The 26,131-nt window shown below is 72.2% G+C and carries 16 protein-coding genes; 5 read left to right on the forward strand and 11 right to left on the reverse strand.

Going from position 1 to position 26,131, the window contains the following annotated elements:
- Positions 1-12: 12 nt before the first annotated feature.
- From ACFFQA_RS04350 to ACFFQA_RS04380, 7 genes are all read right to left on the reverse strand, one after another.
- Complete coding sequence (locus ACFFQA_RS04350) at positions 13-876, reverse strand: LLM class F420-dependent oxidoreductase (RefSeq protein WP_377850296.1); 864 nt, start codon at positions 874-876, stop codon at positions 13-15.
- Between the two features lie 48 nt (positions 877-924).
- The gene (locus ACFFQA_RS04355; protein WP_377850297.1) at positions 925-2,283 is read right to left on the reverse strand and encodes an alpha/beta hydrolase family protein; all 1,359 of its coding nucleotides are present in this window, start codon (positions 2,281-2,283) and stop codon (positions 925-927) included.
- Positions 2,284-2,398: 115 nt separating this feature from the next.
- Positions 2,399-2,977 carry an ArsR/SmtB family transcription factor gene (locus ACFFQA_RS04360; protein WP_377850298.1) on the reverse strand — a complete coding sequence of 193 codons (579 nt, stop codon included), beginning with the start codon at positions 2,975-2,977 and terminating at the stop codon, positions 2,399-2,401.
- A 9-nt stretch (positions 2,978-2,986) separates the two neighbouring features.
- A complete protein-coding gene (locus ACFFQA_RS04365) occupies positions 2,987-4,114 on the reverse strand; it encodes an MFS transporter (RefSeq protein WP_377850299.1) in 1,128 nt (375 codons plus the stop codon).
- Between the two features lie 48 nt (positions 4,115-4,162).
- Entirely contained in the window at positions 4,163-5,344 is a 1,182-nt protein-coding gene (locus tag ACFFQA_RS04370) for an RNA polymerase sigma factor (protein ID WP_377850300.1), read from the reverse strand.
- A 10-nt stretch (positions 5,345-5,354) separates the two neighbouring features.
- Positions 5,355-5,693 carry a YciI family protein gene (locus ACFFQA_RS04375; RefSeq protein ID WP_377850344.1) on the reverse strand — a complete coding sequence of 113 codons (339 nt, stop codon included), beginning with the start codon at positions 5,691-5,693 and terminating at the stop codon, positions 5,355-5,357.
- Positions 5,694-5,797: 104 nt separating this feature from the next.
- Entirely contained in the window at positions 5,798-6,172 is a 375-nt protein-coding gene (locus ACFFQA_RS04380) for a PH domain-containing protein (RefSeq protein WP_377850301.1), read from the reverse strand.
- Positions 6,173-6,233: 61 nt separating this feature from the next.
- Here ACFFQA_RS04380 and ACFFQA_RS04385 point away from each other — a divergent pair, with 61 nt between their 5' ends.
- The 3 genes from ACFFQA_RS04385 (at position 6,234) to ACFFQA_RS04395 (ending at position 11,607) form a co-directional block, all read left to right on the forward strand.
- Positions 6,234-9,218, forward strand: coding sequence for a glycine--tRNA ligase (locus ACFFQA_RS04385; RefSeq protein WP_377850345.1), 2,985 nt, complete (start codon positions 6,234-6,236; stop codon positions 9,216-9,218).
- A 92-nt stretch (positions 9,219-9,310) separates the two neighbouring features.
- Positions 9,311-9,901, forward strand: a complete 591-nt coding sequence (locus ACFFQA_RS04390; protein WP_377850302.1) for a TetR/AcrR family transcriptional regulator — start codon at positions 9,311-9,313, stop codon at positions 9,899-9,901.
- A gap of 104 nt (positions 9,902-10,005) precedes the next feature.
- Positions 10,006-11,607: a carboxylesterase/lipase family protein gene (locus tag ACFFQA_RS04395; RefSeq protein WP_377850303.1), complete on the forward strand. Its 1,602-nt coding sequence runs from the start codon at positions 10,006-10,008 to the stop codon at positions 11,605-11,607.
- Positions 11,608-11,689: 82 nt separating this feature from the next.
- Here ACFFQA_RS04395 and ACFFQA_RS04400 read toward each other — a convergent pair whose 3' ends face one another.
- Entirely contained in the window at positions 11,690-12,052 is a 363-nt protein-coding gene (locus ACFFQA_RS04400) for a hypothetical protein (protein ID WP_377850304.1), read from the reverse strand.
- A 343-nt stretch (positions 12,053-12,395) separates the two neighbouring features.
- On the opposite strand from ACFFQA_RS04400, the gene metH reads away from it, so the two are divergent.
- Together metH and ACFFQA_RS04410 are read left to right on the forward strand one after the other, a co-directional pair.
- Entirely contained in the window at positions 12,396-16,004 is a 3,609-nt protein-coding gene (metH, locus tag ACFFQA_RS04405) for a methionine synthase (protein ID WP_377850305.1), read from the forward strand.
- A 22-nt stretch (positions 16,005-16,026) separates the two neighbouring features.
- Complete coding sequence (locus ACFFQA_RS04410; protein ID WP_377850306.1) at positions 16,027-16,743, forward strand: thioesterase II family protein; 717 nt, start codon at positions 16,027-16,029, stop codon at positions 16,741-16,743.
- 13 nt (positions 16,744-16,756) lie between these two features.
- Here the strand turns inward: ACFFQA_RS04410 and ACFFQA_RS04415 are convergent, their stop codons facing one another.
- From ACFFQA_RS04415 to ACFFQA_RS04425, 3 genes are all read right to left on the reverse strand, one after another.
- Positions 16,757-22,012 carry a beta-ketoacyl synthase N-terminal-like domain-containing protein gene (locus tag ACFFQA_RS04415; RefSeq protein WP_377850307.1) on the reverse strand — a complete coding sequence of 1,752 codons (5,256 nt, stop codon included), beginning with the start codon at positions 22,010-22,012 and terminating at the stop codon, positions 16,757-16,759.
- A gap of 21 nt (positions 22,013-22,033) precedes the next feature.
- Positions 22,034-24,727, reverse strand: coding sequence for an SDR family oxidoreductase (locus ACFFQA_RS04420; protein WP_377850308.1), 2,694 nt, complete (start codon positions 24,725-24,727; stop codon positions 22,034-22,036).
- A gap of 366 nt (positions 24,728-25,093) precedes the next feature.
- Positions 25,094-26,086, reverse strand: a complete 993-nt coding sequence (locus ACFFQA_RS04425) for a PHP domain-containing protein (RefSeq protein WP_377850346.1) — start codon at positions 26,084-26,086, stop codon at positions 25,094-25,096.
- Positions 26,087-26,131: the final 45 nt, after the last annotated feature.

Below are 26,131 nucleotides of genomic sequence, written 5' to 3' on the forward strand. Positions count from 1 at the left end.
ACTTCGGCACCTTCAAAGCTCCCGGAGCGGTGCACCGACCTCGGCGGTGACCCGCTCCACCCAGCCCACCGGGTCCGAGCCGGACGCGCTCAGCCAGACCTTGCTGATGCCGAGCGCGGCGTACTCCGCCATGAGCGGCAGGAAGTCCGCGGCGAGCGGATCGCCACTGTAGATGATGGTCTTCTCGATCTCGGCGGGATCGCGGTTCTCCGCCTCGCAGTGCCGGTTCAGCACATCGATCTTGTGCGCCACCACGGCCGGTTCCGGGGAGAACAGGTTGCACGCGTCGCCGTAGCGGGCGACCAGGCGCAGGGTCTTGCGTTCACCGCTGCCGCCGATGAGCACCTTCGGTCCGGGGCGCTGGATCGGGCGCGGCACACAGATCGTCTCCGCGAGCTGGTAGTGCGTGCCGTGGAACGGGCCCTCGTCGTCGCTCCACATCTGGCGGCAGATCCGGAGCGTCTCCTCCAGCCGCTCGAACCGCTCGGCGACCGGCGGGAACGGCACGCCCAGCCCCTGGTGCTCGCGTTCGTACCATGCGGCCCCGACGCCCAGGAAGGCGCGGCCGCCGGAGAGCACGTCCAGGGTGGTGACGATCTTCGCCAGCAGGCCGGGGTGGCGGTAGGTGACGCCGGTGACCAGCAGACCGAGGTCCATGGAGCTGGTCTGCCCGGCCAGGAACCCCAGTGCGGTGTAGCCCTCCAGCATCGGGTCCCGCGCGGTGCCCAGGTGCTCGATCTGGAACCAGTGGTCCATCAAGGTGAACGAGGCGACCCCGCCCGCCTCGGCTGCTTTCGCCGTGGCGGCCAGGGTCGGCCCCAGTGCCTCCGCCCCACCGGGGAGCGTGAAGTTCGGGTAGTGAACCGCGAGTTCCATGCCTGCCAGCAAAGCACGACCCACGGGCTGCTGCCAGTAATCAGATGATCATGGCAGCAGCAGTCCCCAGTAGACTGCCCACGGCACGAACAGCGCCCCACCGGCGAGCAGGATCCCGCGCCGCACGCGCGCCCCGGCTCCAGCCTCCGCGAGGTCGCGGCGGGTGCCGAGCGCCGTCAGCACCAGCAGCACCACGACAGCGACGGACAGCAGCTGCATCCCCAGCCACGGCAGCGTGCGGCCGAAGACCAACGGCCCCAAGGGAAGCCGTCCGTTGGTGAGCAGCATGAACGCGTAGACCAGCCATCCGAGCACGACGGCCAGCCCACCGGCGGCCAGCCACTTCGCCGGGCCGTTCGCCTTGGGGCGCCAGCGTTTCACGATCCCGCTCAGCCCGTAACCGAGGAAGGCCAGCAGCAGCACGGCGAGCACGGCGATCTGGACCTGGCCGGTCTCCCACCCGGCCAGTGGCCGCAGCGGCCCGGCGGTGGTGTCCTGGTGCGGCGGCGGATCAGCGCTGGGTGTGGCCGCCGAGCCGGGCAGCCCGTTCACCCACGAACCGACCAGCTCGGCGTAGCCCGACGCGAGCTCCGGTAGCCGCTCGAAGCCGGTGGTGGTGCGGTGCGCCGCGTGCTCCGCGTCCGGGAACACCCGCAACGTGTGGTGCCGCACGGTTTCCTGGAAGACCCGCAGGCTCTCGCCGGGCGGGGTGAGCCGGTCCTTGCCGCCCCAGATGCCCAGCGTCGGCTGCTTCAGCCGTCTCAGCACCGGGACCGGGTCGTAGTCGGCCTCCGGGAACATTCCATTGTGGACGACCTGGCGCATTCCGTTGGTGGCGATGGCATCCACCATCGATCCGGACACGCCCATGCGCACGAGGCGTTCCCGGACCGCCCACGCCTGCTGACGGCTGGGCGTGCCGCCGTTGGCGCCGACGGTGATCAGGAACGCCACGTCGTCGGAGCGCGAGGCGGCCAGCGGCGCGACCCAGCCGCCCTCGGACAGGCCCCACAGCCCGGCCCGCGCGGGATCGACCTCGGGGCGCTCACGCAGCACGTGGAAGGCGGCGAGCGCATCATCGGCCAGCTGCGAATAGTCGCGCTGTGACTGGGAATAGCCCACAGTCCTCTTGTCGTAGACGAGGGCGACGATCCCGTGTGCGACGAAGGCTTCGGCGAACTGCCGGTACTGCTCGCGCGTGTTGGAGCCGGACCCGTGCACCAGCACCACGCCGGGGCGCCGTTGCGAGCCAGGCGGGGCGTAGACCGTGCCCGTCGTGGTCTGGCCACTGATGCCGAAGGTGACGTCGCTCGTCGTGTACTCGGCAGCCTCGGCCGTGGGAGTGATCGTGCTCAATGCCAGGACGGCCAACCCGATCAGGGCGGCGCGTTTGCGTTGGAGCAGCACGAAGTGCTCTCCTTTCCTCGGGAGTGCGTACGGGAGAAGGCACGCCTTCGCGGCGTGTTCGTGCGGGTTCCCACTGCCGGGGCACCGAGCTGCAACTCGGTGCCCCGGCCTCTTGTCAGTCTTCGGGGTCCTCCCGCGGGGTCGGTGCCGGAAACGCGATGAACCGGGTGAGCACGCGCCGCGCGCCCGGAGCCGCGTCCTCCTCCGAGGGCTGGAAGCGCTTGAGCAGCTTCATGTACTCCTCGAAGAACTCCAGCAGCTGATCGCCGTTGACGCGGATGGAACCGCGGGAGAACGGGACGGCGTCGGCCCACTCGCCGAGCTGGTCGCGCTCGGCCTGGAACTTCGCGAACAGCTCCAGGTCGGCGGCGAACTGCTGGTTGTGCATCTCGTCCAGCAGTGACCGCATCTCCGGGGTCTGCCTGCTGCGCTCCGGGAAGCGCAGGTCCTTCGGCGGCGAGCGCCACCACCGCTCGCGGCCCTTGGCCAGCTCGGGGGCCTCCTCGATGAAGCCGTGCTCGGCCAGCTGGCGCAGGTGGTAGCTGGTGGCGCCGGTGTTCTCGCCGAGCGCCTTCGCCAGGGTGGTCGAGGTCGCGGGGCCGCTGTCCGCGAGCCGGCGCAGGATGCGCTGCCGCAACGGGTGCGCCAGCGCGCGCAGCGCTTCGGGATCGGTGATCTCCCTGGGCTCGGTCATAGTTACAAACTAGCCTTTGCAAGCCCGTCTCTGCAAACTCGTCTTTGCAACTAGGGCGCACACCACCATCAGCACCGACGCCACCCAGAAGACGGGCCGCGGCCCCAGCAGGTCGACGAGCGGGCCGCCGATCAGCGACCCGAGAGCGTCGGCCAGGAACGTCGCGCTGACCACCGCGCCCATCACCGTGCCCGTCGCGCCGGCGGGCGCGGCGCGTTGCAGCAGCGTGGTGCCGCTGACGTTCTCAAGCCCGTTGCCGTAGCCCGCGACCAGGGCGGCCGCAGCGACCAGCGCGATCCACGGCGCGAGCCCGAACAGCAGGTGCCCGGCAGCCTGGAGCAGGATGCCCGTCAGGAACAGCTGTTTGCCGCCGAACGCGGCCGCGGCCAGCACGCCGATGCTGATCGCGCCGAGCGCGATGCCGTAGCCGAGGCCGCCCGCGTCCAGCTCCCCCTGGGTCAACGCCACCAGCGCGGGCCGGTCCATGGCCGCGGCGAGGGCGACACCGACCATGCCCACCGCGACGACCACCATCTCGCGGTCGGCGAGCAGCGCACGCACTCCGTCCACTGTGGACGACGTGGTCGGTGCTGGTGGGACCCGGGGAACCAGCGTCAGCAGCAGCGCGGAGACCACGAACGTGCCCGCGTTGGCGAGCAGCGCGTACTGGTACCCCCACAGCCCGGCGGCGAGGCCACCGAACCCCGCTCCCGAGGCGAAGCCCATCGCGGTCGCCGCCATCAGCACGGCGTTGGCCCGGCCCATCCGCTCCGGCGGCAGACTGCGCGCCACCAGGGTCCGGCTGCCGGGCAACGCGACCGTCGCGACCGACTCCGCGACGAGGACCAGCGCCAGCAGCACCCAGTACGACGGCTGCGCCACCGCCATCACGGCGAACAGCGCTCCGGAGAGCACGTCGCAGATGATCAGCAGTCGTCGCAGGTCGAGCCGGTCGCTCAGGGTGCCCGCGAACGCGCCGAACACCCGGGGAACGACCCTGGCGACGAAGAGCCCGCTGAGCGCGAGCCCGCTGGATGTCTCGGCGAAGACGTGCACGGCGAGCGCGGACATCGCCGCCATGTCACCGAAGACCGACAAGCCCCGCGAGAGCGCGAAGATCAGGAATCTCTGCCCCATGGCCACCGAAGCTGCGGGCAGGCGGGGCTTCGCCGCAAGGCGACGCGCTCAGCCTTCGCTGACGGCAGAACGCTTGCGGCGCAAAAGCTCCTGCTCCGCCGCGTGCTCCGCTCGCTCGATGGCCGCGTCGTAGGCGCGCACCGCCTCCTCTGCACGACCGACCCGATGCAACAGGTCGGCGCGCACCGCGTGGAACAGGTGGTAGCCGCCGAGGTCGAGCTCCTCGACCAGTCGCAGCCCGGCCTCCGGCCCTTCGACCTCGGCCACCGCGACCGCGCGGTTGAGTGCCACGACCTGGGTCGGGGTGAACGCGAGCAGCTGGTCGTAGAGCTGGACGACCTGCCACCAGTCCGTCGGCGGGTCGCTGTGCACGGCGTTGATCGCCGCCTGGACCTGGTACGGGCCGGGCTGGTCGCGGCGCAGGCACCTGCGCACCAACGCCTGCCCCTCGGCGATCTTGTCCGCGTCCCACAGCGCGCGGTCCTGGTCGGCCAGCAGCACGATCCCGCCGTCCGCTCCGATCCGCGCGGCGCGGCGCGAGTCGATGAGCAGCATCAGCGCGAGCAGGCCGGTCACCTCCGGCTCGTCCGGCATCAGCTCGGCGAGCTGGCGGCCGAGCCGCACGGCCTCCCCGCACAGCTCCGCGCGCTCGGCTGCGTAGCCCTCGGTGAAGATCAGGTAGACCACGGCGAGCACCGCGCGCAGCCGGTCCGGCAGGTCGGCGTCGCCGGGCACCCGGTACGGGATGCGCGCGTCCCGGATCTTGCCCTTCGCCCGGACCAGGCGCTGCGCCATGGTCGGCTCGGGCACCAGGAACGCGCGGGCGATCTCCGCCGTGGACAGCCCGCCGAGCAGGCGCAGCGTCAACGCGACCCGCGCGGCCGGGGCGAGCGCGGGATGACAGCAGGTGAAGATCAGCCGGAGCCGGTCGTCGCGCACGGGCCCCTCCTCCCCCGGCTCGTCACGGGCGTGCAGCAGCGCCGCCTCGGCGTGCCGCCGGTCGCGGGTGGACTCCCGCCGCACCCGGTCGAGCGCGCGGTTGCGCGCGGTGGTGATGATCCATCCGGCCGGGCTCGGCGGGATCCCGTCCACCGGCCACCTGCCGAGCGCGACGGTGAACGCGTCCTGGACCGCCTCCTCGGCGAGGTCGATGTCGCCGAAGACGCGGACCAGGACCGCGACGGCGCGCCCGTACTCCTCGGTGAAGACGCGCGCGATCTCGGTGCTCATCAGGACCCGCTCAGCACGACCCGTACCGCATCGGCCGCACCTCGACGGGCAGCGTGACCACCCGCGCGAGCCTGCGCCCCCACTCCAGCGCCTCGTCGAGGTCGGCGGCCCGGATGACGGTGAACCCACCGAGGTGCTCCCGGCCCTCGGTGAACGGGCCGTCGGTGACCAGCACCTCGTCGTCCTTGAGCCGCAGCACGGTCGCGGTGCTCGGCTCGTGCATGCCACCGGCGAAGACCCACGCGCCCACGGCCCGCATCTCGGTGTTGAGCGCGTCCAGCTCGCGCATGATCGGTTCCAGCACCTCGGGCGCGGGCGTCCCGCCGTCGGGCTGGTAGATGCTGAGCATGTACTGCTGCTTCACGGTGCCTCCAGGGCTCGTTCTGGGGTGTTCTCACCCTCTACACGAACGGCCGCACCGCACATCGACACCGCGCCGGAACTTCTTTCGGCTCAGAGCGCGTGGTGGGCGATGAGACGGCTGATCTCGACGATGTCGGAGCTGCCCTTGAACTCCAGGCGGACCTTGCCCAGGCCGCTGAACCACAGCTCCAGCTCGGCGTCCAGGTCGAAGGTGCCCGCGGTCTCCACCGAGAAGGCCTGGACCTTGTTGTACGGGAGGGAGGTGAAGTCGCGCTTCTTGCCCGTGATGCCCTGGACGTTGACCGCGATCAGCCGCTTGTTGGTGAAGGCGACGTAGTCTCGGACCGACTTGAACGCGGCGACGACATCCTCACCTGGGATGATCAGGGGGCCGACCGACCCGAGGACGTCCTGGACCCGGCAAGGGGACAGCTTGAACACGGACGCCTTCTCGAAGTCAATCATGAGACCACCGTAGCGTCACCTCGGACATGACCGGACCGATTGAGGTAGCACTGTGCTGACGATGCAGGACGCGTTGCTCGCGCTGACGAAGTACTGGACCGACCGCGGCTGCATGATGGTGCAGCCGTTCAACACCGAGGTCGGAGCGGGCACCCTGAACCCGGCGACCGTGCTGCGGGTGCTGGGTCCCGAGCCGTGGCGGGTGGCCTACGTCGAGCCCAGCGTGCGCCCCGACGACGCCCGCTACGGGCAGAACCCGAACCGCCTGCAGACCCACACCCAGTTCCAGGTGATCCTCAAGCCGGACCCCGGCAACCCGCAGGAGCTGTACCTGGGCAGCCTCAAGGCGCTCGGCATCGACGTCGAGGCCAACGACGTGCGGTTCGTCGAGGACAACTGGGCCTCCCCCGCGCTCGGCGCGTGGGGCCTGGGCTGGGAGGTGTGGCTGAACGGGCTGGAGATCACCCAGTTCACCTACTTCCAGCAGGCGGGCGGCATGACGCTCGACCCCGTGTCGGTGGAGATCACCTACGGGATGGAGCGCATCATGATGGCGCTCCAGGGAGTCGATCACTTCAAGGACATCGCGTACGCGCCGGGCATCTCCTACGGCGAGGCGTTCGGCCAGGCCGAGTACGAGATGAGCCGCTACTACCTCGACGACGCCGACGTGGAGACCAACCGCAGGCTCTTCGAGGACTACGCGGCCGAGGCGGAGCGCCAGCTCGAACAGCGACTCCCGGTGCCCGCGCACTACTACGTGCTGAAGTGCTCGCACACCTTCAACGTGCTCGACGCGCGCGGCGCCGTGTCCACCACCGAGCGCGCCAAGGCGTTCGGGCGGATGCGCGGCCTGGCCCGCCGGGTGGCGAAGCTGTGGGCAGAGCGGCGCGAGGAGCTGGGGCACCCGCTGGGGCTCGCCGAGGCCCCCGCCGCCGTGGCCCTGCCCGCGACGCTGCCCACCACCGACAAGCCCGCCACGCTGCTGTTCGAGATCGGCACCGAGGAGCTGCCCGCCGCCGAGGTCGCGAAGACCGCCGAGGCCGTGCGCCAGTCGATCACCACCCGGCTCGGCGGCACGCGCTTGGAGCACGGAGAGGTCCGCGCGTACGCGACCCCGCGCCGCGTCGTGATCACCGTGGACGCGGTCGCGCCGCGCGAGGCCGACGCGGAGAAGACGGTCAAGGGGCCGCGCGCCTCCGCCGCCTTCGACGCCGACGGCAACCCGACCAAGGCGGCGCAGGGCTTCGCGCGCGGTCAGGGCATCGACCCGAGCGAGCTGCGGAAGATCGACGTCAACGGCGTCGAGCACGTCGGCGTGATCAAGACCGAGATCGGTCGCACTGCGGTCGAGGTGCTCAGCGAGCAGCTCGCGCAGGTCGTCGGCGAGCTGCGCGCGGACAAGAACATGCGGTGGAACGACCCGAAGCTGTCGTTCACCCGCCCCGTCCGCTGGCTCGTCGCGCTGCTCGGCGATGTCGAGGTCCCGGTCGTCGTCTCGGCGCTGGCCAGCGGTCGCGAGACCCGCGTGCACCGCACCGCCGCCTCGCCGACGGTGCGCGTGCCCAGCGCCGACGGCTACCTGGATTTCCTCGCGCAGCAAGGAATCGTGGCCGACCCGGTCGCGCGGCGCGAGCAGATCGTCGCCGCTGCCGCCGAGCTGGCCGCGTCGGTCAACGGCGTTGTCGAGGGCGAGGACGCGCTGCTGGAGGAGATCACCAACCTGGTGGAGCGGCCGAACGCGCTGCTGGGCTCCTTCGAGGAGCGCTACCTGGAGCTGCCCCCGGAGATCCTGACCACCGTGATGCGCAAGCACCAGCGGTACCTGCCGGTGCGCGCGGCGGACGGCTCGCTCAGGCCGAAGTTCGTCGCCGTCGCGAACGGGGACTGCGACCCGGACGTGGTGCGTGCGGGCAACGAGGCGGTGCTGCGGGCGCGCTACGAGGACGCCGCGTTCTTCTGGCGCGCGGACCTCCAGGTCAGCCCGCAGGACATGAAGGCGGGGCTGGACAAGCTCGCCTTCGAGGAGCGGCTCGGCTCCATGGCCGACCGCGCCAAGCGCATCGCGGGCATAGCGCTCGCGCTGGGCGCCGAACTGTCCACTGAGGACAGTGAGGCGCTCGCGCGCGCGGCGGAGCTGGCGAAGTTCGACCTCGCCTCGCAGATGGTGGTCGAGCTGACCAGCCTCGCGGGCGTGATGGCGCGGGAGTACGCGCTGCGCGCCGGTGAGTCTCCCGCCGTCGCGAAGGCGCTGTTCGAGATGGAGCTGCCCAGGACCGCGGGCGGCGCGCTGCCGACCACCGTGCCCGGCGCGGTGCTGTCGCTGGCTGACCGGCTCGACCTGCTCGTCGGCCTGTTCGGCGTCGGTGCCAACCCCACAGGCAGCTCCGACCCGTTCGGCCTGCGGCGTGCCGCGCTCGGCGCGATCGGCGTGCTGCGGGGCGTTCCCGCGCTGCGCGAGGTCAAGCTCGGCGCGGCGTTGGAGCTGGCGGCGGAGCAGTTCCGCGCGCAGGGCGTGGACATCCCCGAGCAGGCGCTGACCGACGCGCGGGAGTTCGTGCTCCGGCGCTACGAGCTGCACCTGATCGACGCGGGCAACCCGCACCAGTTCGTCGGCGCGGTGCTCCCGCTCGCGGACAGCCCGGCGGCGGCCGACCGGTCGCTGGCGGAGCTGACGCGGCGCGCGGGTGACGCGTCCTTCGGCGAGCTGGTCGCGGCGTTGCAGCGGGTGCGCCGCATCGTGCCCGCAGGCACCGCGCCGTCGCTGGACTCCGAGCACCTGAAGGAGCCCGCCGAGCGCGCCGTGCTCGACGCGCTGGGCGACGCGCGCGACGCGCTGCCCGCCGAGGCTCCGCTGAGCGTGTTCGTCGACGTGGCCGAGGTCCTCACCGCGCCGATCAACACCTTCTTCGACGACGTCATGGTGATGGCGGACGACCCCGATGTGCGCGCCGCGCGGCTGGGCCTGCTCGCCTCGATCAGCGACTTCGCGGGCCGGCAGCTGGACTGGCAGGCGCTGGGCACGGAGCTGACGCCGAACCGCTGAGCCGTCTCCACCGGAGGCCGCCGCCCGTGGTCGACCGCGGGCGGTGGCCTTCTTGCCCACCTCTGACCAGCGCTACTACCGTTCGACCCACCATGACGAGAACCGCTGATGACACGTTCATCCACCAGGCGCGCCGCAAGCAGCTGATCGGCTGCGCCGTCGAGGTGATCGCCGAGCTGGGGCTGGCCAACGCCTCCACCGTGCGGATCGCCGAGCGGGCGGGAGTGAGCCGCGGCGTGCTCACCTACCACTTCCGCGACCGCGCGGAGCTGATCGAGCAGGTCGTCCAGCACGTGTACGCGCTCGGCGCCGAGCTGATCGGTCCGAAGATGGTGGTGGCGCGGTCTCCTCGCGAGGCGCTGCTGACGTTCATCCAGGGCAGCGTCGAGCTGTACGCCGCGCATCCCCGGGACATGCTGGCGCTCACCGAGATCTTCGCGGGCAGCCGCACCGAGCGCGCCGACGACCAGCGGCACCAGCAGGAGGTCTCCGACCTCTCGCGCATCCTGCTCGCCGGGCAGGAGCAGGGGCAGTTCCGCGACTTCGACGTGAACGTGATGTGCCGCAGCATCCGGGGCGCGCTCGACGGCGCGCTGAGCCACGTGCTCGCGGGCGGCGAGGTCGAGCCGTACGCCGCCGAGCTGCTGGAGATCTTCGACGCCGCGACGGCGGTCCGCAGGTAACACCAGGTCACGGGCCATTTCGACCGAGCAGCGCCCGCAGGTTAAACAGCCCTGCTAAATTTTGGACCGACATGAACATCCCCCAGGTCCGAAGTGAGACAGACATGCCTTCCACGAAGACCCGCCACGCGGCACTGGGTCTCGCGACCGCACTGGCCGCCACCCTGGTGGTCGGGTGCTCGCCCCGGGGCCAGGCCCAGGAGTCGGCACCGGAGCCGCTGACCGTGCGCGTGGACAGCGGCGAGCTGCGCGGGATCGCCACCGCGAAGAGCCGCCAGTTCCTCGGCATCCCCTACGCCAAGCCGCCCGTGGGCGCGCTGCGCTGGCAGCTGCCGCAACCGCCCGACAAGTGGGACGGCGTCCGCGACGCGAGCCGGATGGGGCCCATGTGCCCGCAGGCCGCGCCGGGCGGCAAGCCGGTGCTGACCGAGGACTGCCTGGTCCTGAACGTGACGACGCCGCGCGCTCAGCGCCCTGACCAGAAGCTGCCGGTCATGGTGTGGCTGCACGGCGGCGGTTTCACCAGGGACAGCGGCAACTTGTACGACACCCAGCGGATGGCCGACCAGGGCAACGTCATCGTCGTGACGGCGAACTACCGGCTCGGCGTGCTCGGTTACCTCGGCCTGCCAGGGCTCGCCGGATCGGGCAACTTCGGCCTCGCCGACCAGTTCGCGGCCGTGGAGTGGGCCGACCGCAACGCCGCCGCGTTCGGCGGAGACCCCGGCAACGTCACCGTGTTCGGCCAGTCGGCGGGCGGCATGTCGACCTGCGCGATGATCACCTCACCGAAGGCGCGGGGGCTGATCGACAAGGCGATCGTGTCCTCCGGCTCCTGCGAGCTGAACTGGCCGACGGGCAGCCTCTTCCCCGGTACCCCCGAGCACGGCCCGTACGTCCCGCTCGCGCAGGGCGTCACCGACGGGCTCTCCGCCGCCGAGAAGCTCGGCTGCGCGCCGGGTTCGGCGCTGGAATGCTTGCGCGGCAAGACCGTTGAGCAGCTGATGCCGATGATGCAGCCGTTCTCCGACCACGTCGCCTACGGCACCGACCTGCTGCCCAAGGAGCCGAAGAAGGCGTTGCGCGACGGGGACTTCGCGAAGATCCCGGTGATGTCCGGCGGTGTCAGGGACGAGGCGCGCTCGTTCGTCGGCGGCGCGATCATGTACAACCCCGAGCTGATCACCGAGAAGACCTACCCGACGCTGCTGTCCAAGGCTTTCGGCGCTCGCGCGGACGCCGTGGCGAAGGAGTACCCGATCGCCAAGTACGGCTCCGCCGGGCTCGCGTGGGCGACCGTGAACAGCGACCAGTCATGGGCGTGCCAGGCCCAGGAAGGTCATCGCCTGCTCGCCAGGCACACTGCTGTGTTCGCGTTCGAGTTCGCCGACGAGAACGCGCCCAACGTCAACCAGATCACCGTGCCCGGCCTGCCCATGGGCCCGACGCACGCGAGCGAACTGCCGTCGCTGTTCGAGCTCAACGGCGTCGACCTGCTCCGCGAGGAACCGCAGCGCCGGCTGGGCCGCACGATGGTCGGCTACTGGACGCGCTTCGCGCACACCGGCGACCCGAACCACGAGGGCGCTCCGACCTGGCCCAAGACCACGGACGGCAAGCAGGCCATGCGCCTGGCCCCCGGCGACGTCACCCCGATCGACGTCGCCGCCAGCCACAAGTGCTCCTTCTGGGCCACCGCACGCTAGCTCTCCGCGCGCGGTGGTTCGCCAGTCTTCAAGACTGCCGTACTCCGCCAGCGGGGATATGGGCGCTGGCGGAGTACAGGCGTCAGGCGCGGGGCTTGGCCGGGATGACCAGGACCTTGCTCTGCGCGGAGTGCTTGCCGTTGAACACCACGGCCTCGAAGGAACCGTGGTGGCCCTTGGCGTCAGGCCAGCCCTTGAGCTTCAGGCCCGGGGTCATCGGGGTGCACGCCTCGTAGCGGCGGCAGATCTCGATCTTCACGTTCTTCTTGGCGGCCTCGGTCGCCGCGTGGCCGGTGGCGACGAGCTGCCCGCCCTGGAGCACCAGGCACGCGCGCAGGCCGCCCACCTCGGCACCGCATCCGGCGTCGGCGGCGGAGGCCGGGCCGGCGAGGGCCGGGACGACGCCCGCCGCGAGGACGGCGGCGAGCACGAAACGCTTGATCATGAATACCTCTCAAGAAAAGAAAGGACCGGCGAACCCACAAAACCGATCCGCGGGCAACCGTACGCACAAGACCCGAAAAAGCAATTTCTTCGGCCGACGCCAAAAAGTCGCGAAAAGAAAGTGGAAGAAAATGAGAATTGTCATTCGCGACGCGGGCGCGGCGGGCGGGGTGTCATCCGTCCTGCCGACATCGAAGAGTCTCGCTCGGCCTGACCGGCGGACTCCGGTAAGCTTGATGATCAGGTCGAGAGGCGCTGCAACGGGCTCAGGGGACGCACCCGGCCCGCCACGCTCGACCCTTCACGATCCGCAACAAGGGCGCCTCCCATCGGGGAGGTAGGCCGTGAGCAGGATCCAGGAACTTCGCGAGCTCTTCGACAGCCGTGTCGCCGTGCTCGACGGCGCGTGGGGCACGATGCTGCAGAACGCCAAGCTCGCTCCGGAGGACTACCGGGCGGACTGGCTCGCCGACCACACCCACGACGTCACCGGCGACCCGGACCTGCTGAACCTGACCCGCCCCGACGTCATCCTGGACGTGCACCGGCAGTACCTGGCCGCCGGCGCGGACATCACCACCACCAACACCTTCACCGCGACGAGCATCGGGCAGGCCGACTACGGCCTGGAGTCCCGCGTGCGCGAGATGAACCTGCGCGGGGCCGAACTCGCCAGACAGGCCGCCGACGAGGTGGGCGGGCGCTTCGTCGCGGGCTCGATCGGCCCGCTCAACGTCACGCTCTCGCTCTCCCCCAAGGTCGAGGACCCTGCCTTCCGCGCGGTGACCTTCGACCAGGTCAGGGACTCCTACGCCGAGCAGATCCAGGCGCTGGCCGACGGCGGCGTCGACGTGCTGCTGATCGAGACGATCTTCGACACGCTCAACTGCAAGGCCGCGATCGCCGCCGCGCGCGAGGTGGCCCCGCAGCTGCCGCTGTGGATCTCGGTGACCATCGTCGACCTCAGCGGGCGCACGCTCTCCGGCCAGACCGTCGAGGCGTTCTGGACCGCGATCGAGCACGCGAACCCGCTGGTCGTCGGCGTGAACTGCTCGCTGGGCGCCGAGGAGATGCGCCCGCACGTGGCGGAGCTGGCGCGCTTCGCCGACACCTACACCGCCTGCCACCCCAACGCGGGCCTGCCCAACGCCTTCGGCGGCTACGACGAGACGCCGGAGCAGACCGCGGCGCTGCTGCGCGAGTTCGCCACCGAGGGCATGGTCAACGCCGTCGGCGGCTGCTGCGGCACCTCCCCCGCGCACATCGAGCAGATCGCCTCCGCCGTCAAGGACCTCGCGCCGCGCCCGGTCGCGCAGCCGCGCCGCAGCAGCCGCTTCAGCGGTCTGGAACCCTTCGAGATCCAGCCCGACACCGGCTTCATCATGATCGGTGAGCGGACCAACGTGACCGGCTCGGCGCGCTTCCGCCGCCTGATCGAGGGCGACAACCACCAGGCCGCCGTGGACGTCGCGCTGGAGCAGGTGCGCGGCGGCGCGAACCTGCTCGACGTCAACATGGACGCCGACCTGCTCGACAGCGAGCAGGCGATGACCACCTTCCTGAACCTGATCGCGACCGAACCCGAGGTCGCCCGCATCCCCGTCATGATCGACAGCTCCCGGTGGAGCGTGCTGGAGGCGGGCCTGAAGTGCGTGCAGGGCAAGGGGGTGGTGAACTCCATCAGCCTCAAGGAGGGCGAGGAGCAGTTCCTGGAGCAGGCCCGCCGCATCCGTGACTACGGCGCGGGCGTCGTGGTGATGGCCTTCGACGAGCAGGGCCAGGCCGACACCACCGAGCGCAAGGTCGAGATCTGCGCCCGCGCCTACGACCTGCTCACCCAGAAGGCCGGTTTCCCCGCCGAGGACATCATCTTCGACCCCAACGTGCTCGCCGTCGCCACCGGCATCTCCGAGCACAACGGCTACGCCAAGGCGTTCATCGACGCGCTGCCGCTGATCAAGCAGCGCTGTCCGGGCGCGCGGACCAGCGGCGGCATCTCGAACCTGTCGTTCTCCTTCCGGGGCAACGACGTCGTGCGCGAGGCGATGCACTCGGCGTTCCTGCTCTACGCCGTGCGTGCCGGGCTGGACATGGGCATCGTCAACGCCGGTCAGCTCGCGGTCTACGCCGACATCCCGGCGGACCTGCTGGAGCTGGTCGAGGACGTGATCTTCGACCGCCGCCCCGACGCCACCGACCGCCTGGTGTCCTTCGCCGAGACGGTCAACGGCAAGGGCACCAAGCGGACCGTGGACCTGTCCTGGCGTGAGGGCACGGTCGAGGAGCGGCTGTCCCACGCGCTGGTGCACGGCATCGTGGACTTCATCGAGGAGGACACCGAGGAGGCCCGGCAGAAGGCGGCCCGGCCGCTCAACGTCATCGAGGGCCCGCTGATGGACGGCATGAAGGTCGTCGGCGACCTGTTCGGCTCGGGCAAGATGTTCCTGCCGCAGGTGGTCAAGAGCGCGCGGGTGATGAAGCGCTCGGTGGCCTACCTCGAACCCTTCATGGAGGCCGAGAAGGAGCAGGCGCGGCTGGAGGGCCGGGAGGAGGCCGAGCGCGGCCAGGGCAAGGTCGTGCTCGCCACGGTCAAGGGCGACGTGCACGACATCGGCAAGAACATCGTCGGCGTGGTGCTGGGCTGCAACAACTACGAGGTGATCGACCTCGGCGTGATGGTCCCGGCGGCGCGCATCCTGGACACCGCCGTCGCCGAGGGCGCCGACGCGATCGGGCTCTCCGGGCTGATCACCCCGTCGCTGGACGAGATGGTCACGGTGGCCGCGGAGATGGAGCGCAGGGGCCTGAAGCTGCCGCTGCTCGTCGGCGGCGCCACGACCTCGCGGCAGCACACGGCGGTGCGCATCGCCCCGGCCTACGACTGCACGACCGTGCACGTGCTCGACGCCTCGCGGGTGGTCGGCGTGGTGTCGGACCTGCTGGACTCCGACCGGGCCGAGGAGCTGGCCGTGAGCAACCGCGCGGAGCAGGAGCGGTTGCGCGAGCAGCACGCGTCGAAGCAGCGGCGGCCGTTGCTGACGGTGGAGCAGGCGCGGGCGAACCGCGAGGTGGTCTCCTTCGACGAGCTGCCGACCCCGGTGTTCACCGGCGTGCGCGTGGTCGAGCCGGACCTGACCGCGCTGCGCGAGATGATCGACTGGCAGTTCCTGTTCCTGGCGTGGGAGCTGAAGGGCAAGTACCCCGCGATCCTGGAGCAGCCGGTCGCCCGTGAGCTCTTCGACGAGGCCAACGCGCTGCTGGACCAGATCATCGCCGACGGCTCGTTCCGCGCGAAGGGCGCCTACGCCTTCTGGCCAGCGCACTCCGACGGCGAGGACATCGTGCTCGACGACGGCAGTGCCCGGTTCCCGATGCTGCGCCAGCAGACCAGCAAGCCCGAGGGCCGCCCCAACCGCAGCCTCGCGGACTACATCGCGCCGTCGGGCGACCACCTCGGTGGCTTCGCGGTGACCATCCACGGCGCCGAGGACCTCGCGGCGAAGTACGAGGCGGACAACGACGACTACCGGGCGATCATGGTGAAGGCGCTGGCCGACCGGCTGGCCGAGGCCTTCGCCGAGCACATCCACCTCCAGGCGCGGCGGGACTGGTTCGAGCCGGACTCGCGGCCGCTGCTGGCGGACCTGCACGCGGAGCGCTTCCGCGGCATCCGCCCGGCGCTGGGCTACCCGGCCAGCCCGGACCACAGCGAGAAGCGGGAGCTGTTCGAGCTGCTCGGCGCGGACGAGCTGGGCATCGGGCTCACCGAGTCCTTCGCGATGACCCCGGCGGCCAGCGTGAGCGGCCTGATCTTCGCCCACCCGTCCTCGCGGTACTTCACCGTGGGGCGGCTGGGCCGGGACCAGGTCGCCGACTACGCGCGGCGGCGCGGCGCGGACCTGGCCGAGATCGAGCGGTGGCTGCGGCCTAACCTGGACTACGACCCCGCGTAGGCCAGTCGACGACCGGAGAGCGATGAACGATCGGTGGATCCGGCGGTTCCGCCCCTGCGACCCCGGTGCGCCGCGCCTGGTGTGCCTGCCGCACGCCGGGGGCACCGCGAGCGGCTTCTACTGGCTCAGCGTCGCGCTGGCTCCGCACGTCGAGGTCCTGGCGGTGCAGTACCCGGGCCGCCAGGACCGGCTCGGTGAACCGGTGGTCGAGGACGTGCCGACCCTCGCGGACGAGCTGCACCGGGCACTGGAGCCGTGGCAGAACCAGCCGCCCGCGCTGTTCGGCCACAGCATGGGCGCCCTGGTGGCCTTCGAGCTGGCCCGCCGGTTCCCGGTGCGGCACCTCGTCGCCTCCGCGCAGGTCTCGCCGTCGCGGGTGGCCGAGGTGGTCCGGCTCAGCGAGCTGCCGGAGGACGAGTTCGTCGCCGAGGTCGAGGCGCTTGGCGGGTTCGACCCGCAGGTGATGGCCGACCCCGAGCTGCGGTCGCTGGTGCTGCCCGCGCTCCGGGGCGACTACAAGGCGAACGAGGACTACCGCTGCCCGCCGGAGACCACTGTGGACACCCCGGTCACGGTGATCCTCGGTGACGCCGACCCGGACGTGACGCCCGAGGAGGCGCGGCTGTGGCAGCAGCACACGCGCGCCTCGTTCGACCTGCGGGTGTTCGAGGGCGGCCACTTCTTCCTCGAACAGCACCAGGACGAGGTCCGCGACCTGTTGCTGCGGCTGCTCACCTGAGCACGCTCGCCGGTCAGTCCGCGTCCACCGACCGCACGGTGATCTTGTCGCGGGCGCGGGTGACCTCGACGTGGTGCGTCCGCCCGGCGACGACCGCGGTGCGCAGGTCCCCACCGACCTCCACTGTGGACGGATGAGCGCCCGCGATCCGGCCGACGTGGTCCTTGACCGCGATCACCTCGACGTGGTCGGCGACGCGGCAGCCCGCCGGCAGGCCCCACACGTCCGCCACGGTGCCGGGCAGCCAGTCGACGATCTCGACGTCACCGGTGCTCAGCCTGGTGATGCCGTTCGTCGTCGTGGACAGCCCCAGGCCGTTCGCCTCGCGGTTCGGGCCGAGGAAGTCCCGGCGCTCGGCGAGGGAACCGGCCGCCATGCCGCCCGCGGGCAGCACCACGTCGACCACCCGCAGCGCGGCGAGGACCCGGTCGCAGCGCCACAGCTGGAGCTCGGTGACGGGGAACAGGCCGTTCTCGTCGTCGAACCCGGCGAAGCGCGCCGCGACCTCGACCTCGCCGGTGTCGGGCAGGTCGCCGAACAGCTCCAGCGAGTCCACCCGCCACGGGAAGCCGACGTGTCCTTCGCCGATCTCCGGCACCCACCGCGCCAGGTCCTTGTGCGGGATGACCTGCACGGCCCCGTCCAGCACCCCCTGACCGAGGCACCCCCTCGGCACCGTCCCCCGCCCGGCGTCGAGCACGCCGTACGCGCCCGCCGAGCCGATCTCCCACGACGTGACGTACTGGAACGCGGGGCCGTGGAAGAGTCCGGCCGACTCGTACGGCTCCCGCTCGCGCACCCCGTCCGGCAGCGGCTCGAACCTCTCGGGCTCCGGTTCGCGCTGGGCGCCGACCACGACGGTCGCCGTGGCCAGCTCCTCGAACCCGGACCGTGACGCCGTCGCGGACTCCTGGCGCACCAGCAGTTTCACCGTCAGGCCGTCGCCGGTCTCGATGACCTCGGTCCGCAACCGCAGCGCCTCGGGCACCAGGATCCACCGCTGGAGCCGCACGTCGTGCACGGCGAGCACGGCCAGCCCGGTGTAGTCCGCCGCCGCCCGCGCGAGCCGGTCCACCACCGACATCATCGGCAGCGCCGGGATCGTCCACGTAGGACAGTGGTCGGTGACCCAGGTGTCGATCGAGGGGTCGAGCACGGACTCCACCACCGAGGGCCGGCTCTCCACGGGCTGCTCAGCGACCTCCTCCGGCCGCTCGGCATCGACGGCGGGCTCGCTCGGGATCTCCGAGTGCGGGACCACGACGGGAGCGGGTGGGGCGGCGGGGGCTTCGACGGTGAGCGGTGACGCGGACATCTGGACGGCCGCCGCGCGCGCGAGGCCGGAGACGAGGTCCGCTCTGGCCCGGAGGAACTGCTGGTGCGCCTGGACGTGCTGGGCGATGACCTCCTGGTGCAGCGCTGTGACGCGGTGGGTCTGGAGGGCGATCAGGGGGCGCACGTCCACCGCGCCCGGCGGCACGGGAACCTCTGGCACGGGCACGACCGCTGTCGCGGGGACAGCCGCTGCCTCGGGCACAGCCACCGCTTCCGGCTCGGGCTCGGGCTCGGGCGCGACCACCGTTTCCCGCACGGGCTCGACCACTGCCTCGGCCACAACCTCCGGCTCGGACGCCACCGCCACCTCGGGCACAGCGCCCTCCAGCACCACGGCGGGCTCGGCCACAACCTCCGGCACGAGCACCACCGCGACCTCGGGCACCACCACCGCTTCCGGCTCGGGCTCGGGCGCGACCACTGTCGCGGGGACAGCCAGCACCTCCGGTTCCGGAGCGCTCTCCAGTACCACGGCGGGCTCGGGTGCGGCGACGACGTCCAGGGGCGGCAACGTGATCTCCGGGTGAGCGGGAAGGCTGGTCGTCGGGACGTCCTCAGCCACCTCGGGCGCGGGGCGGCGCAGGTGTTCGAAGAGCGCGGCGGCGTCGACGGCCACCCCGGCGGCGACCAGCTCGGCGACGGCGAGACACAGCTGCCGCACCCCGCCGGAGGGCGAGTCGAGCGCGACCGCCACGTGGTCGCGCTCGCCGAGGACGCGCTTGATCCAGCCGGTGCACAGCCCGCGCGGGCCGTGTTCGACGAAGACGCGCACTCCGTCTTCCCACGCCCGCTCGACGGTCCCCGCGAAGTCGATCATGCCGACGCCCTGCGCGGTGACCGCGTCGGCCGCCGACTCGGCGGTGAGCGCGTAGGAACGCGTGCTGGCGGCGCTGTAGAAGCGCACCCCCGGCACCTCGACGGTGGACCGCAGGTGCAGCCGTCGCCACCTCTCGCGGACCTCGGCCAGCTCGGGGGCGTGCGCGGCGAGGTCGTAGCCGACCGGGATCGCGCCCGCTCCGAGCCGGGCCACGGCGGCGGCGCAGGCCGCCGCCTCTCCCCCGACCACACAGACGTCGGGGGCGTTGACCGCCATCAGGTGCACGGCGGGCTCATCGGCCAGCTCCGCCCGCACCCGCTCCGCCGAGGCGGCCACCAGGTAGCTGGACCACTGGTTTCCCCGCACACCAACGCGTTCCCACGCCCTCCGCACCGCGCGGAGCTCGCCGGTCAGCTCCGTGGTGAACAGGCCGCTCTCCCAGGTGTCCCGGCACAGGCCCGCGACGTCCGGCCACGCGCCCAACGCGGTGAGCGCGGCGGTCTCCCCCGAGGAGTAGCCGATGGCGGCGGAGGGCCGAAGGCCGAGCAGCCCCCTGGACAGTCCGGTGTGGACGGTCGCGAGCCAGGCCGCCGACCAGATCTTGCCGAGCACGCCCTCGCCGGGGTCGACCGGTTCCTGGGCGAGCGCGGGCAGGGCGCGCAGCAGCGAACGGCCCATGCCCTGATACGCCGCGGAACCGTTGGTGTAGACGAAACCCAGCTCGCCGCCGATCGGGGTGTCCCGGTAGCGCGCACCGGCGGGACGCGCCCCGCTCCCGGTCAGCCAGCGCCTGGCGGCCGCCCGCAACGCCTCGAACTCCCCGTCCGCGACGAGTACGAGCCGGGCCGGGCCGACATCGGACTCCCGTCCCGCGTCGAGCGCGGCCAGCACCTCGGCGCGGTCGGCTCCGGAGAACACGCACAGCCGAGGGGCGCGCAGCTGGACCCGCGCCGCCGATGCCTCCATCGGGTGGACCACGACCTCGGCGGTGTCCCGGAGCAGGGTGACCGCGGCCGCGACGGACACCAGGCCCTGGGCGGCGTGCGCCCGGCCGACGAGTCGCGCCGGATCGAATCCCTCTTCTCCCACAACGAGATCCGGCTCGGACTCCGTGTCGTCGAGCACCGCGAGCACCGGGTCGCCGTCCCTGCGGGCGTCGGCGAGGCGCTTGAGCACCAGGACGACCGCCGCGTCACCGGTGTCCTCCGGAAGCCCCAGCTCGGCGAGCGCGGCGCGGTGCACCGCCTCGTGCGAGAGATCGACCGCGCCGACGAGGGCCGCGTCGGCCTCGCCCGCCCGCAGGGCCCTGGCCGCGAGGTCGAGCGCGACCAGGCCGGATGCCTCCTCCGCCGACACCGCGCAGCTGGGGCCGCCGAGGTCGAGCTGGGCGTTGACGCGGGTGGCGACCAGGTTGGGCAGCGTGTCGGCGACCCAGTCCGTCGTCGCGGGTTCGGCGAAGGCGTCCCGGGCCAGCCGGAGCCGCTCGGGATCGAGCAGCCCTGCCTCCTCCAACCACGGCCCCACCCGCCAGCGGGCGCCCGCGCGGGCGATCTCCGGATCGACTCCCGTGCCGATGAGCACCATGGTCCGCTCGCGCGGCAGAGTGAGTCCCCGCACCGCCTCATGGGCGGCTTCGAGGACGAGGACCTGCTGCGGCCTTGCGCTTGTCACCGTCAGCGGCGCGGTGATCTCCACCGCCGGGCCGCGCACCTGTCCTTCGACCACAGCCGTGCGGAAGTCGGCGGTACTGCCGCCGTCGCCGACCCTCGCGCCGATGGCCACGATCGCGACCGACTCGTTCGGGGTGACCGGGACCGGCCCCGCGACCGCCGCGCTCGCGCCGTCCCACGCGTCGACGATCAGGTGCGCGTTCGCTCCGCCGAAGCCGAACGCGCTCACCGCGGCGCGGCGCGGCCCCTCCCACGGCTCCGCCTCGGTGAGCACCCGCAGCGGCGTGCCGTCGAGCTCGGCGAGCGGCTCGTCCGCGCCCAGCGTCGCCGGACGGACCCCCGCGCGCATCGCGCCGAGCACCTTCAGCAGGCCACCGGCTCCCGCCGGGGCGAGCACGTGCCCGATGTTGGACTTCACCGAACCGATCGGCAGGTCGGCGTTGTCGGCGAAGACGCTTGCCATGGCGCGGGCCTCCACCGCATCGCCGAGCCGCGTCCCGGCCGCGTGACACTCCACAAGGGACACTGTCTCCGGCGAGATCCCGGCCATCGAGTACGCCAGGCGCATGGCGCGTTCCTGGCCCTCCCGAGCCGGGCTGAGCGGCCCGTCACCGCGACCGTCGTTGGACAGGCCGATGCCACGGATCACGCCGAGCACGGGCGCCGCGGCGGCGAGGGCGTCGTGCAGCCGCATCAAGGAGACGAACCCGGCCCCCTCACCGTGCATGAGCCCGTCGGCGTCGCGGTGGAACGGACGGCTGCGGCTGGTCCGGCTCACCAGTTCCAGGCCGCAGAGACCGATGTGCTGGAACAGGTTGTCGGCCCGGTTGACCGCTCCCGCCACCATCAGGTCGGCGGTCCCGTCGTGCAGCCGGTCGCAGGCGAACTTGATGGCGTACAAGGAAGACGCGCACGCGGCGTCCAGCGCGAACGCCCCGGCGCCGAGCCCGAGCGCCTTCGCCGCGAAGTGCGCGGGCAGACCCGAGGAGAACCGGTTGCGCGCGTCCGGCCGGTCCCCCTTCGACCGCCACACCTGCTCGGCGAAGGCCGCACCCGCGCTCGTCGGGTACGACAGGGTCCCGAGCACCAGCCCGGCGCGCGGGAGCGGCCCGTCGTGACCGGACTCCCGCAACGCCTGCTGAGCCCCGTACAGCACCCAGTGGAACAGCGGGTCCAATCCCAGGATCTCTTGCGGGGCAACGAGAAAGCCAGTGGGGTCGAACACGGACTCGAAGCCGCTGACGTAGCCACCGACGTCGGTCCAGGTCCGATCGAGGTGGTCCTCGACCGTGCCGAGCGCCCAGCGGTGCGGCAACCGCCACCGGCCCTCCGGCACCGGGGCGAGGCTGCACCGACGCGCGGCGATGTTGTCCCAGAAGGTGTCCGGGTCCAGCGCGTCGGGCAGCACGCAGCCCCTGCCGACGATGGCGATCGGGTCGAATCCCATTGCCTGTCCTCAGTTTCGGGCTCAGTCGGGGCGGCGGACGAGTTCCACGCCGAACAGCTCGACCCTCGGCGAACCGTCCGGGTCGATCAGCGCGAGGTCGCAGCGCGCTCCGGTGTCGTTGACCTTGCCTGCCTTGACAACGCACCGCGCGGTGTCCTCGATCCGGCCGCGCCGGTGCACCCGGCACTCCGCGACCCCCATCGGCAGCGACGCGTGGCCGAGCACGCTCTCCGCCCAGACCGCCGCCACCTGCAACCCGCCGTCCACCGCGGCCGGGTCGAGCTGCCAGGTCTCGCCCTGCCAGCCCAGCTCCCCCACCCCGGTCACGGTCGCCTCCGCGCCCTCCGGGGAGACGCCGTGAAGGGTCTGGATCGCCTGGAACCCGGGGCCGTGGCACAGCAGCCCGCCGTCGTAGACCTCCGAACGGGCCGGTCCGGCGGGAACCGTCCAGTCCGACCGGGGCTCGCTCGGCTCGGTGTCCAGCTCGGCCCGGAACCGGGGCAGCCCGTCCTCGCACCGCAGCTCCGCGCTCAGCCCGCCCGGCGCGCCGCTGCCGTGCACGGCGAGCCGGTGACCGCCGTTGCCCAGGCGCGGCAGCACGATCTTGTTGAACACCCGCAGATCGCGCAGCACAACGCCTTTCGCGGCCGGGCGCCACGCGGCGGCGGCGCCGACGAACCAGTCCAGCACCATCGCGACCGGCAGCACCGCGACCCCGGCCACGTCGTGGTCGACGAGGTAGGGATGGGTGCGCGAGCTGACCCGCACCTCGGCCGACCGTGGCCGCTCCCGTGCGGCCATCGACTCCAGATCGGAGCCCGCGGCCACCACGATCCTGGTGTCGGCCCCGGGGTCGCGCAGCTCCGCGGTGAAGGCCGCGGCGCCCAGTTCGGTGGGGATCGCCTCGTCCCGGGGACCCGCCCCGCCGCTCCACGGACCCCACGCGATGGAACGGACCAGGCAGTGCGGCCGACGCGCCCGCTCGGCGGAGGCGACGTGGTTGAGCACCTCGTTCGCCATGGCGTCGTCGCCGCGCCCGACATCGCCGAACACCGAGGCCACCGAGGAGAACAGGCAGATCACCTCAAGCGGGTCGGCCCGCGTTGCCGTGAGCAGCGCGCGCAGACCGCCGACCTTGGTGTCGAGCACCTCGTCGAACTCCTCGTCGGTCTTGTTGGCGATCAGCTCCTCCGCCAGCACTCCGGCGCCGTGCACGATGCCGGTGACCGGACCCCATTCGGCGCGCACCCCGGCCAGCGCGGAGGCCAGCGACTCGGTGTGACGCACGTCAACGGGCACGTACATGGCGGGCGACCCCGCGCGCTTCAGCTCCGCCAGCGTGGCGCGGACCTCCCGGGTCGCCAGGATCCGGCGGGCGTGCGCCGTGAGCGCGGCGGGCGCGGCCACCTCCGCGCGCTCCGCCAACGCCTGGGTGAGCGCGGCCTCGTCGGTGGCCGACGACAGCCCTTCGGGCTCCGCGACGAGTTCGGTGCGGCCGAGCAGCACGATCCGGGGCTGGTGGGTCCGCGCCAGGTCGGCCAGGGCGGCGGCGGTGATGCCGCGCGCTCCCCCGGTCGCGACGATGACCGAATCGGGTCCGATGTGGACACTCCGGTCCGGCTCCTCGGACACCGCGACGGGCACCGCCCGCGTCGTGTTGCGGGTGCCGTCCGCGCGCAGCCCCACCTCGGCGGCGGGACCACCGGTGAGCAGCTCCGCGACGATGGCGTCGGCCACCTCCTCCGCGTCACGCCCGCCGCGTTCGCAGTCGATGGCCTTGACCGAGGCGTCGGGCCACTCCTTCGCGGCGGTCCTGGCGAGTGCGGCGATGCCACCGAGCCACGCGCGCTCCGGCTCCGCGCCGCTGAGCCCGAAGTCACCGCCGGTGTCCTGCACGGTCACGAAGACGCCGCCGTCGGTGGTGAGGCGCTCGGCGACCGACCGCGCCACGTGGAAGGCGTCCCGCCGCACCTGCGCCCCGTCCTCGGGCGAGCCGACCTCGGCGAGGCCACCGAGGAAGACGACACCGCGGGCGGTGGCGGGAACCTCGGTCACCACGGTCGCGGTGACCCCGTTGGCGGTGAGCTTCTCCGCGACCTTCCCGGCGACGCCCGCCCCGTCCTCGGTCACCGCGATCGGCCCGGTACCCAGTGCGGCCATGGCGAGGCCGGGCGCGGGGGTCGGCACGGTCCGCACGGCGAGCCGGGTCAGCTCGACGCGCTCATCCTCCACCACCTCGCCGGGAGCCGGGACCTCCAGCTCCACCGGGGTCGTGGCGACCGCGTCGAGCGGGAGCGGCTCGTCCTCCTGCTCCTGCGCGGCCGAGTGGAGCTCGTCGTGCTCGGGCTCCGCCTCCGGCACCGGGACGTCCAGAGCGGTGGCGGCCTGGGGCTCGACCGGCGCGGGGTCCGGTGCGGGGGCTGCCTGGGGCACCGGGACGTGCGGCGCGGCGGCGCCCGCGCCGGTGGGCATGCCGAGCATCGCGGCGAAGGACGTCTCGGTCATCCGCAGGAACGCCAGGTGGCTGTCGATCAGCATGCGCTGGCAGGCGGCGTGCGCCTCGGCCGCGTGCCGCTGAGCGTTGTCGATCATCGCGAACCACGATCCGTCCACGGTGGACGGACTCGGCGCGGACGGTGCCTGGACCGTCGGCTCCGGCGCGGGCTCGGCCGCCGGGAAGTGCCCGTGGTTCGTGTCAGTGATCTGCACGGTCATCGTGGGCTTGCGCTCCTTCGCTGCTGCGCTGGGCCGCACGTGCGGCGTCCACAGGCGGTCGTGGTCGAGCTGGACACCGCGCGTCGTGCGGCGCGCTCGCGCTCGCCGAGGATGTTGCCGACGAGGTCGGTGACAGCGACGTGCACGTTCTGGCAGCTCCACAGCGCGGGGGACGGATCACCCACGAGCGCGGGAGCCGATGAGGCGTCGAGGATCGCACGACCCCCGCCCAGCGGGCCGCGCGATGATCGTTTTTTCACCCGAGCGAGTTTCACGAAGAGGTGAAGCGAGAATGTCGTTGAGCGCCAACACTTGTTGCCACCACAACGACAGTCCTTTGAGGACAGCTCGGTCAGCCGCCCGGCGTCATGAGCCGACCTGGTCCGCCGGGCGGGCGTTGATCACGCGATCCTCGGTGATGCCGCACGCCTGCGCGCGGGCGCAGCCGTGGCCGAGCCAGTCGAGCTGCCCCGGCGCGTGCGCGTCGCTGTCGATGGCGAACTCGCACCCCGCGTCGGCGGCCAGCCGCAGCAGCCGCATCGGCGGGTCGAGCCGCTCCGGCCGGGAGTTGACCTCCACGGCCACGCCGTGCTCGGCGCAGGCCGCGAACACCGCGTCGGCGTCGAACTCCGACTCCGGCCGCTTCCTGCCGACCCGCAACCTGCCGGTGCAGTGGCCGAGCACGTCCACGTGCGGGTTGGCGACGGCGGCCAGCATCCGCCCGGTCATCGCCGCCTTCGGCATGCGCAGCGCGGAGTGCACGCTGGCCACCACCACGTCCAGCGACGCGAGCAGGTCCTCCTCCTGGTCCAGCGAGCCGTCGCCGAGGATGTCCACCTCGATCCCGGTCAGCACGCGGAACGGCGCCAGCTCCGCGTTGATCTCCGCAACCGCGTCCAGCTGCGCCCGCAGCCGCCGGGCGCTGAGGCCGTTGGCCACCCGCAGGTTCGGCGAGTGGTCGGTCAACGCGATCCACTCGCGGCCCAGGTCCCGCGCGGCCTCGGCCATCTCGCGCGGCGAGCTGCCGCCGTCGGACCAGTCGGAGTGGGTGTGGCAGTCCCCGCGCAGCGCGGCCAGCAGCTCCTCGCCGCCGGTCGCCACGGGCGCGGCGCGGGCGAGCAGCTTGGTCAGGTACTCCGGCTCGCGCCCGGCGACCGCCTCGGTGACCACCCCGGCTGTGGTGGCCCCGATGCCGGGCAGGTCGGTGAGGCTGCCGCGCCGGACGCGCTCGCGAAGGTCCTCCGGCGCGAGCCCGGCCACCACCGCGGCGGCCCGCCGGAACGCGTGCACGCGGTACGTCGGTTCGTCGGCGCGTTCGAGGTGGAAGGCGATCTGGCGCAGTGCCCACACCGGGTCCATGCCCTCTGCGTACCCCATCGCGATGACCGGTGCACCTCGGCTCGG

The organism is Allokutzneria oryzae (genome assembly GCF_042429765.1).
GTDB lineage: Bacteria > Actinomycetota > Actinomycetes > Mycobacteriales > Pseudonocardiaceae > Allokutzneria > Allokutzneria oryzae.

Excerpts from the sequence above, each read along its gene's own strand:
- ACFFQA_RS04400 (WP_377850304.1), bottom strand. The coding sequence starts at position 12,052 with ATGATCAAGCGTTTCGTGCTCGCCGCCGTCCTCGCGGCGGGCGTCGTC.
- ACFFQA_RS04420 (WP_377850308.1), bottom strand. The coding sequence starts at position 24,727 with ATGACCGTGCAGATCACTGACACGAACCACGGGCACTTCCCGGCGGCC.
- ACFFQA_RS04390 (WP_377850302.1), top strand. The coding sequence starts at position 9,311 with ATGACGAGAACCGCTGATGACACGTTCATCCACCAGGCGCGCCGCAAG.
- ACFFQA_RS04365 (WP_377850299.1), bottom strand. The coding sequence starts at position 4,114 with ATGGGGCAGAGATTCCTGATCTTCGCGCTCTCGCGGGGCTTGTCGGTC.
- ACFFQA_RS04350 (WP_377850296.1), bottom strand. The coding sequence starts at position 876 with ATGGAACTCGCGGTTCACTACCCGAACTTCACGCTCCCCGGTGGGGCG.
- ACFFQA_RS04360 (WP_377850298.1), bottom strand. The coding sequence starts at position 2,977 with ATGACCGAGCCCAGGGAGATCACCGATCCCGAAGCGCTGCGCGCGCTG.
- ACFFQA_RS04375 (WP_377850344.1), bottom strand. The coding sequence starts at position 5,693 with ATGCTCAGCATCTACCAGCCCGACGGCGGGACGCCCGCGCCCGAGGTG.
- ACFFQA_RS04395 (WP_377850303.1), top strand. The coding sequence starts at position 10,006 with ATGCCTTCCACGAAGACCCGCCACGCGGCACTGGGTCTCGCGACCGCA.
- ACFFQA_RS04410 (WP_377850306.1), top strand. The coding sequence starts at position 16,027 with ATGAACGATCGGTGGATCCGGCGGTTCCGCCCCTGCGACCCCGGTGCG.
- ACFFQA_RS04380 (WP_377850301.1), bottom strand. The coding sequence starts at position 6,172 with ATGATTGACTTCGAGAAGGCGTCCGTGTTCAAGCTGTCCCCTTGCCGG.
- ACFFQA_RS04425 (WP_377850346.1), bottom strand. The coding sequence starts at position 26,086 with ATGGACCCGGTGTGGGCACTGCGCCAGATCGCCTTCCACCTCGAACGC.
- ACFFQA_RS04385 (WP_377850345.1), top strand. The coding sequence starts at position 6,234 with ATGCAGGACGCGTTGCTCGCGCTGACGAAGTACTGGACCGACCGCGGC.
- ACFFQA_RS04415 (WP_377850307.1), bottom strand. The coding sequence starts at position 22,012 with ATGGGATTCGACCCGATCGCCATCGTCGGCAGGGGCTGCGTGCTGCCC.
- ACFFQA_RS04370 (WP_377850300.1), bottom strand. The coding sequence starts at position 5,344 with ATGAGCACCGAGATCGCGCGCGTCTTCACCGAGGAGTACGGGCGCGCC.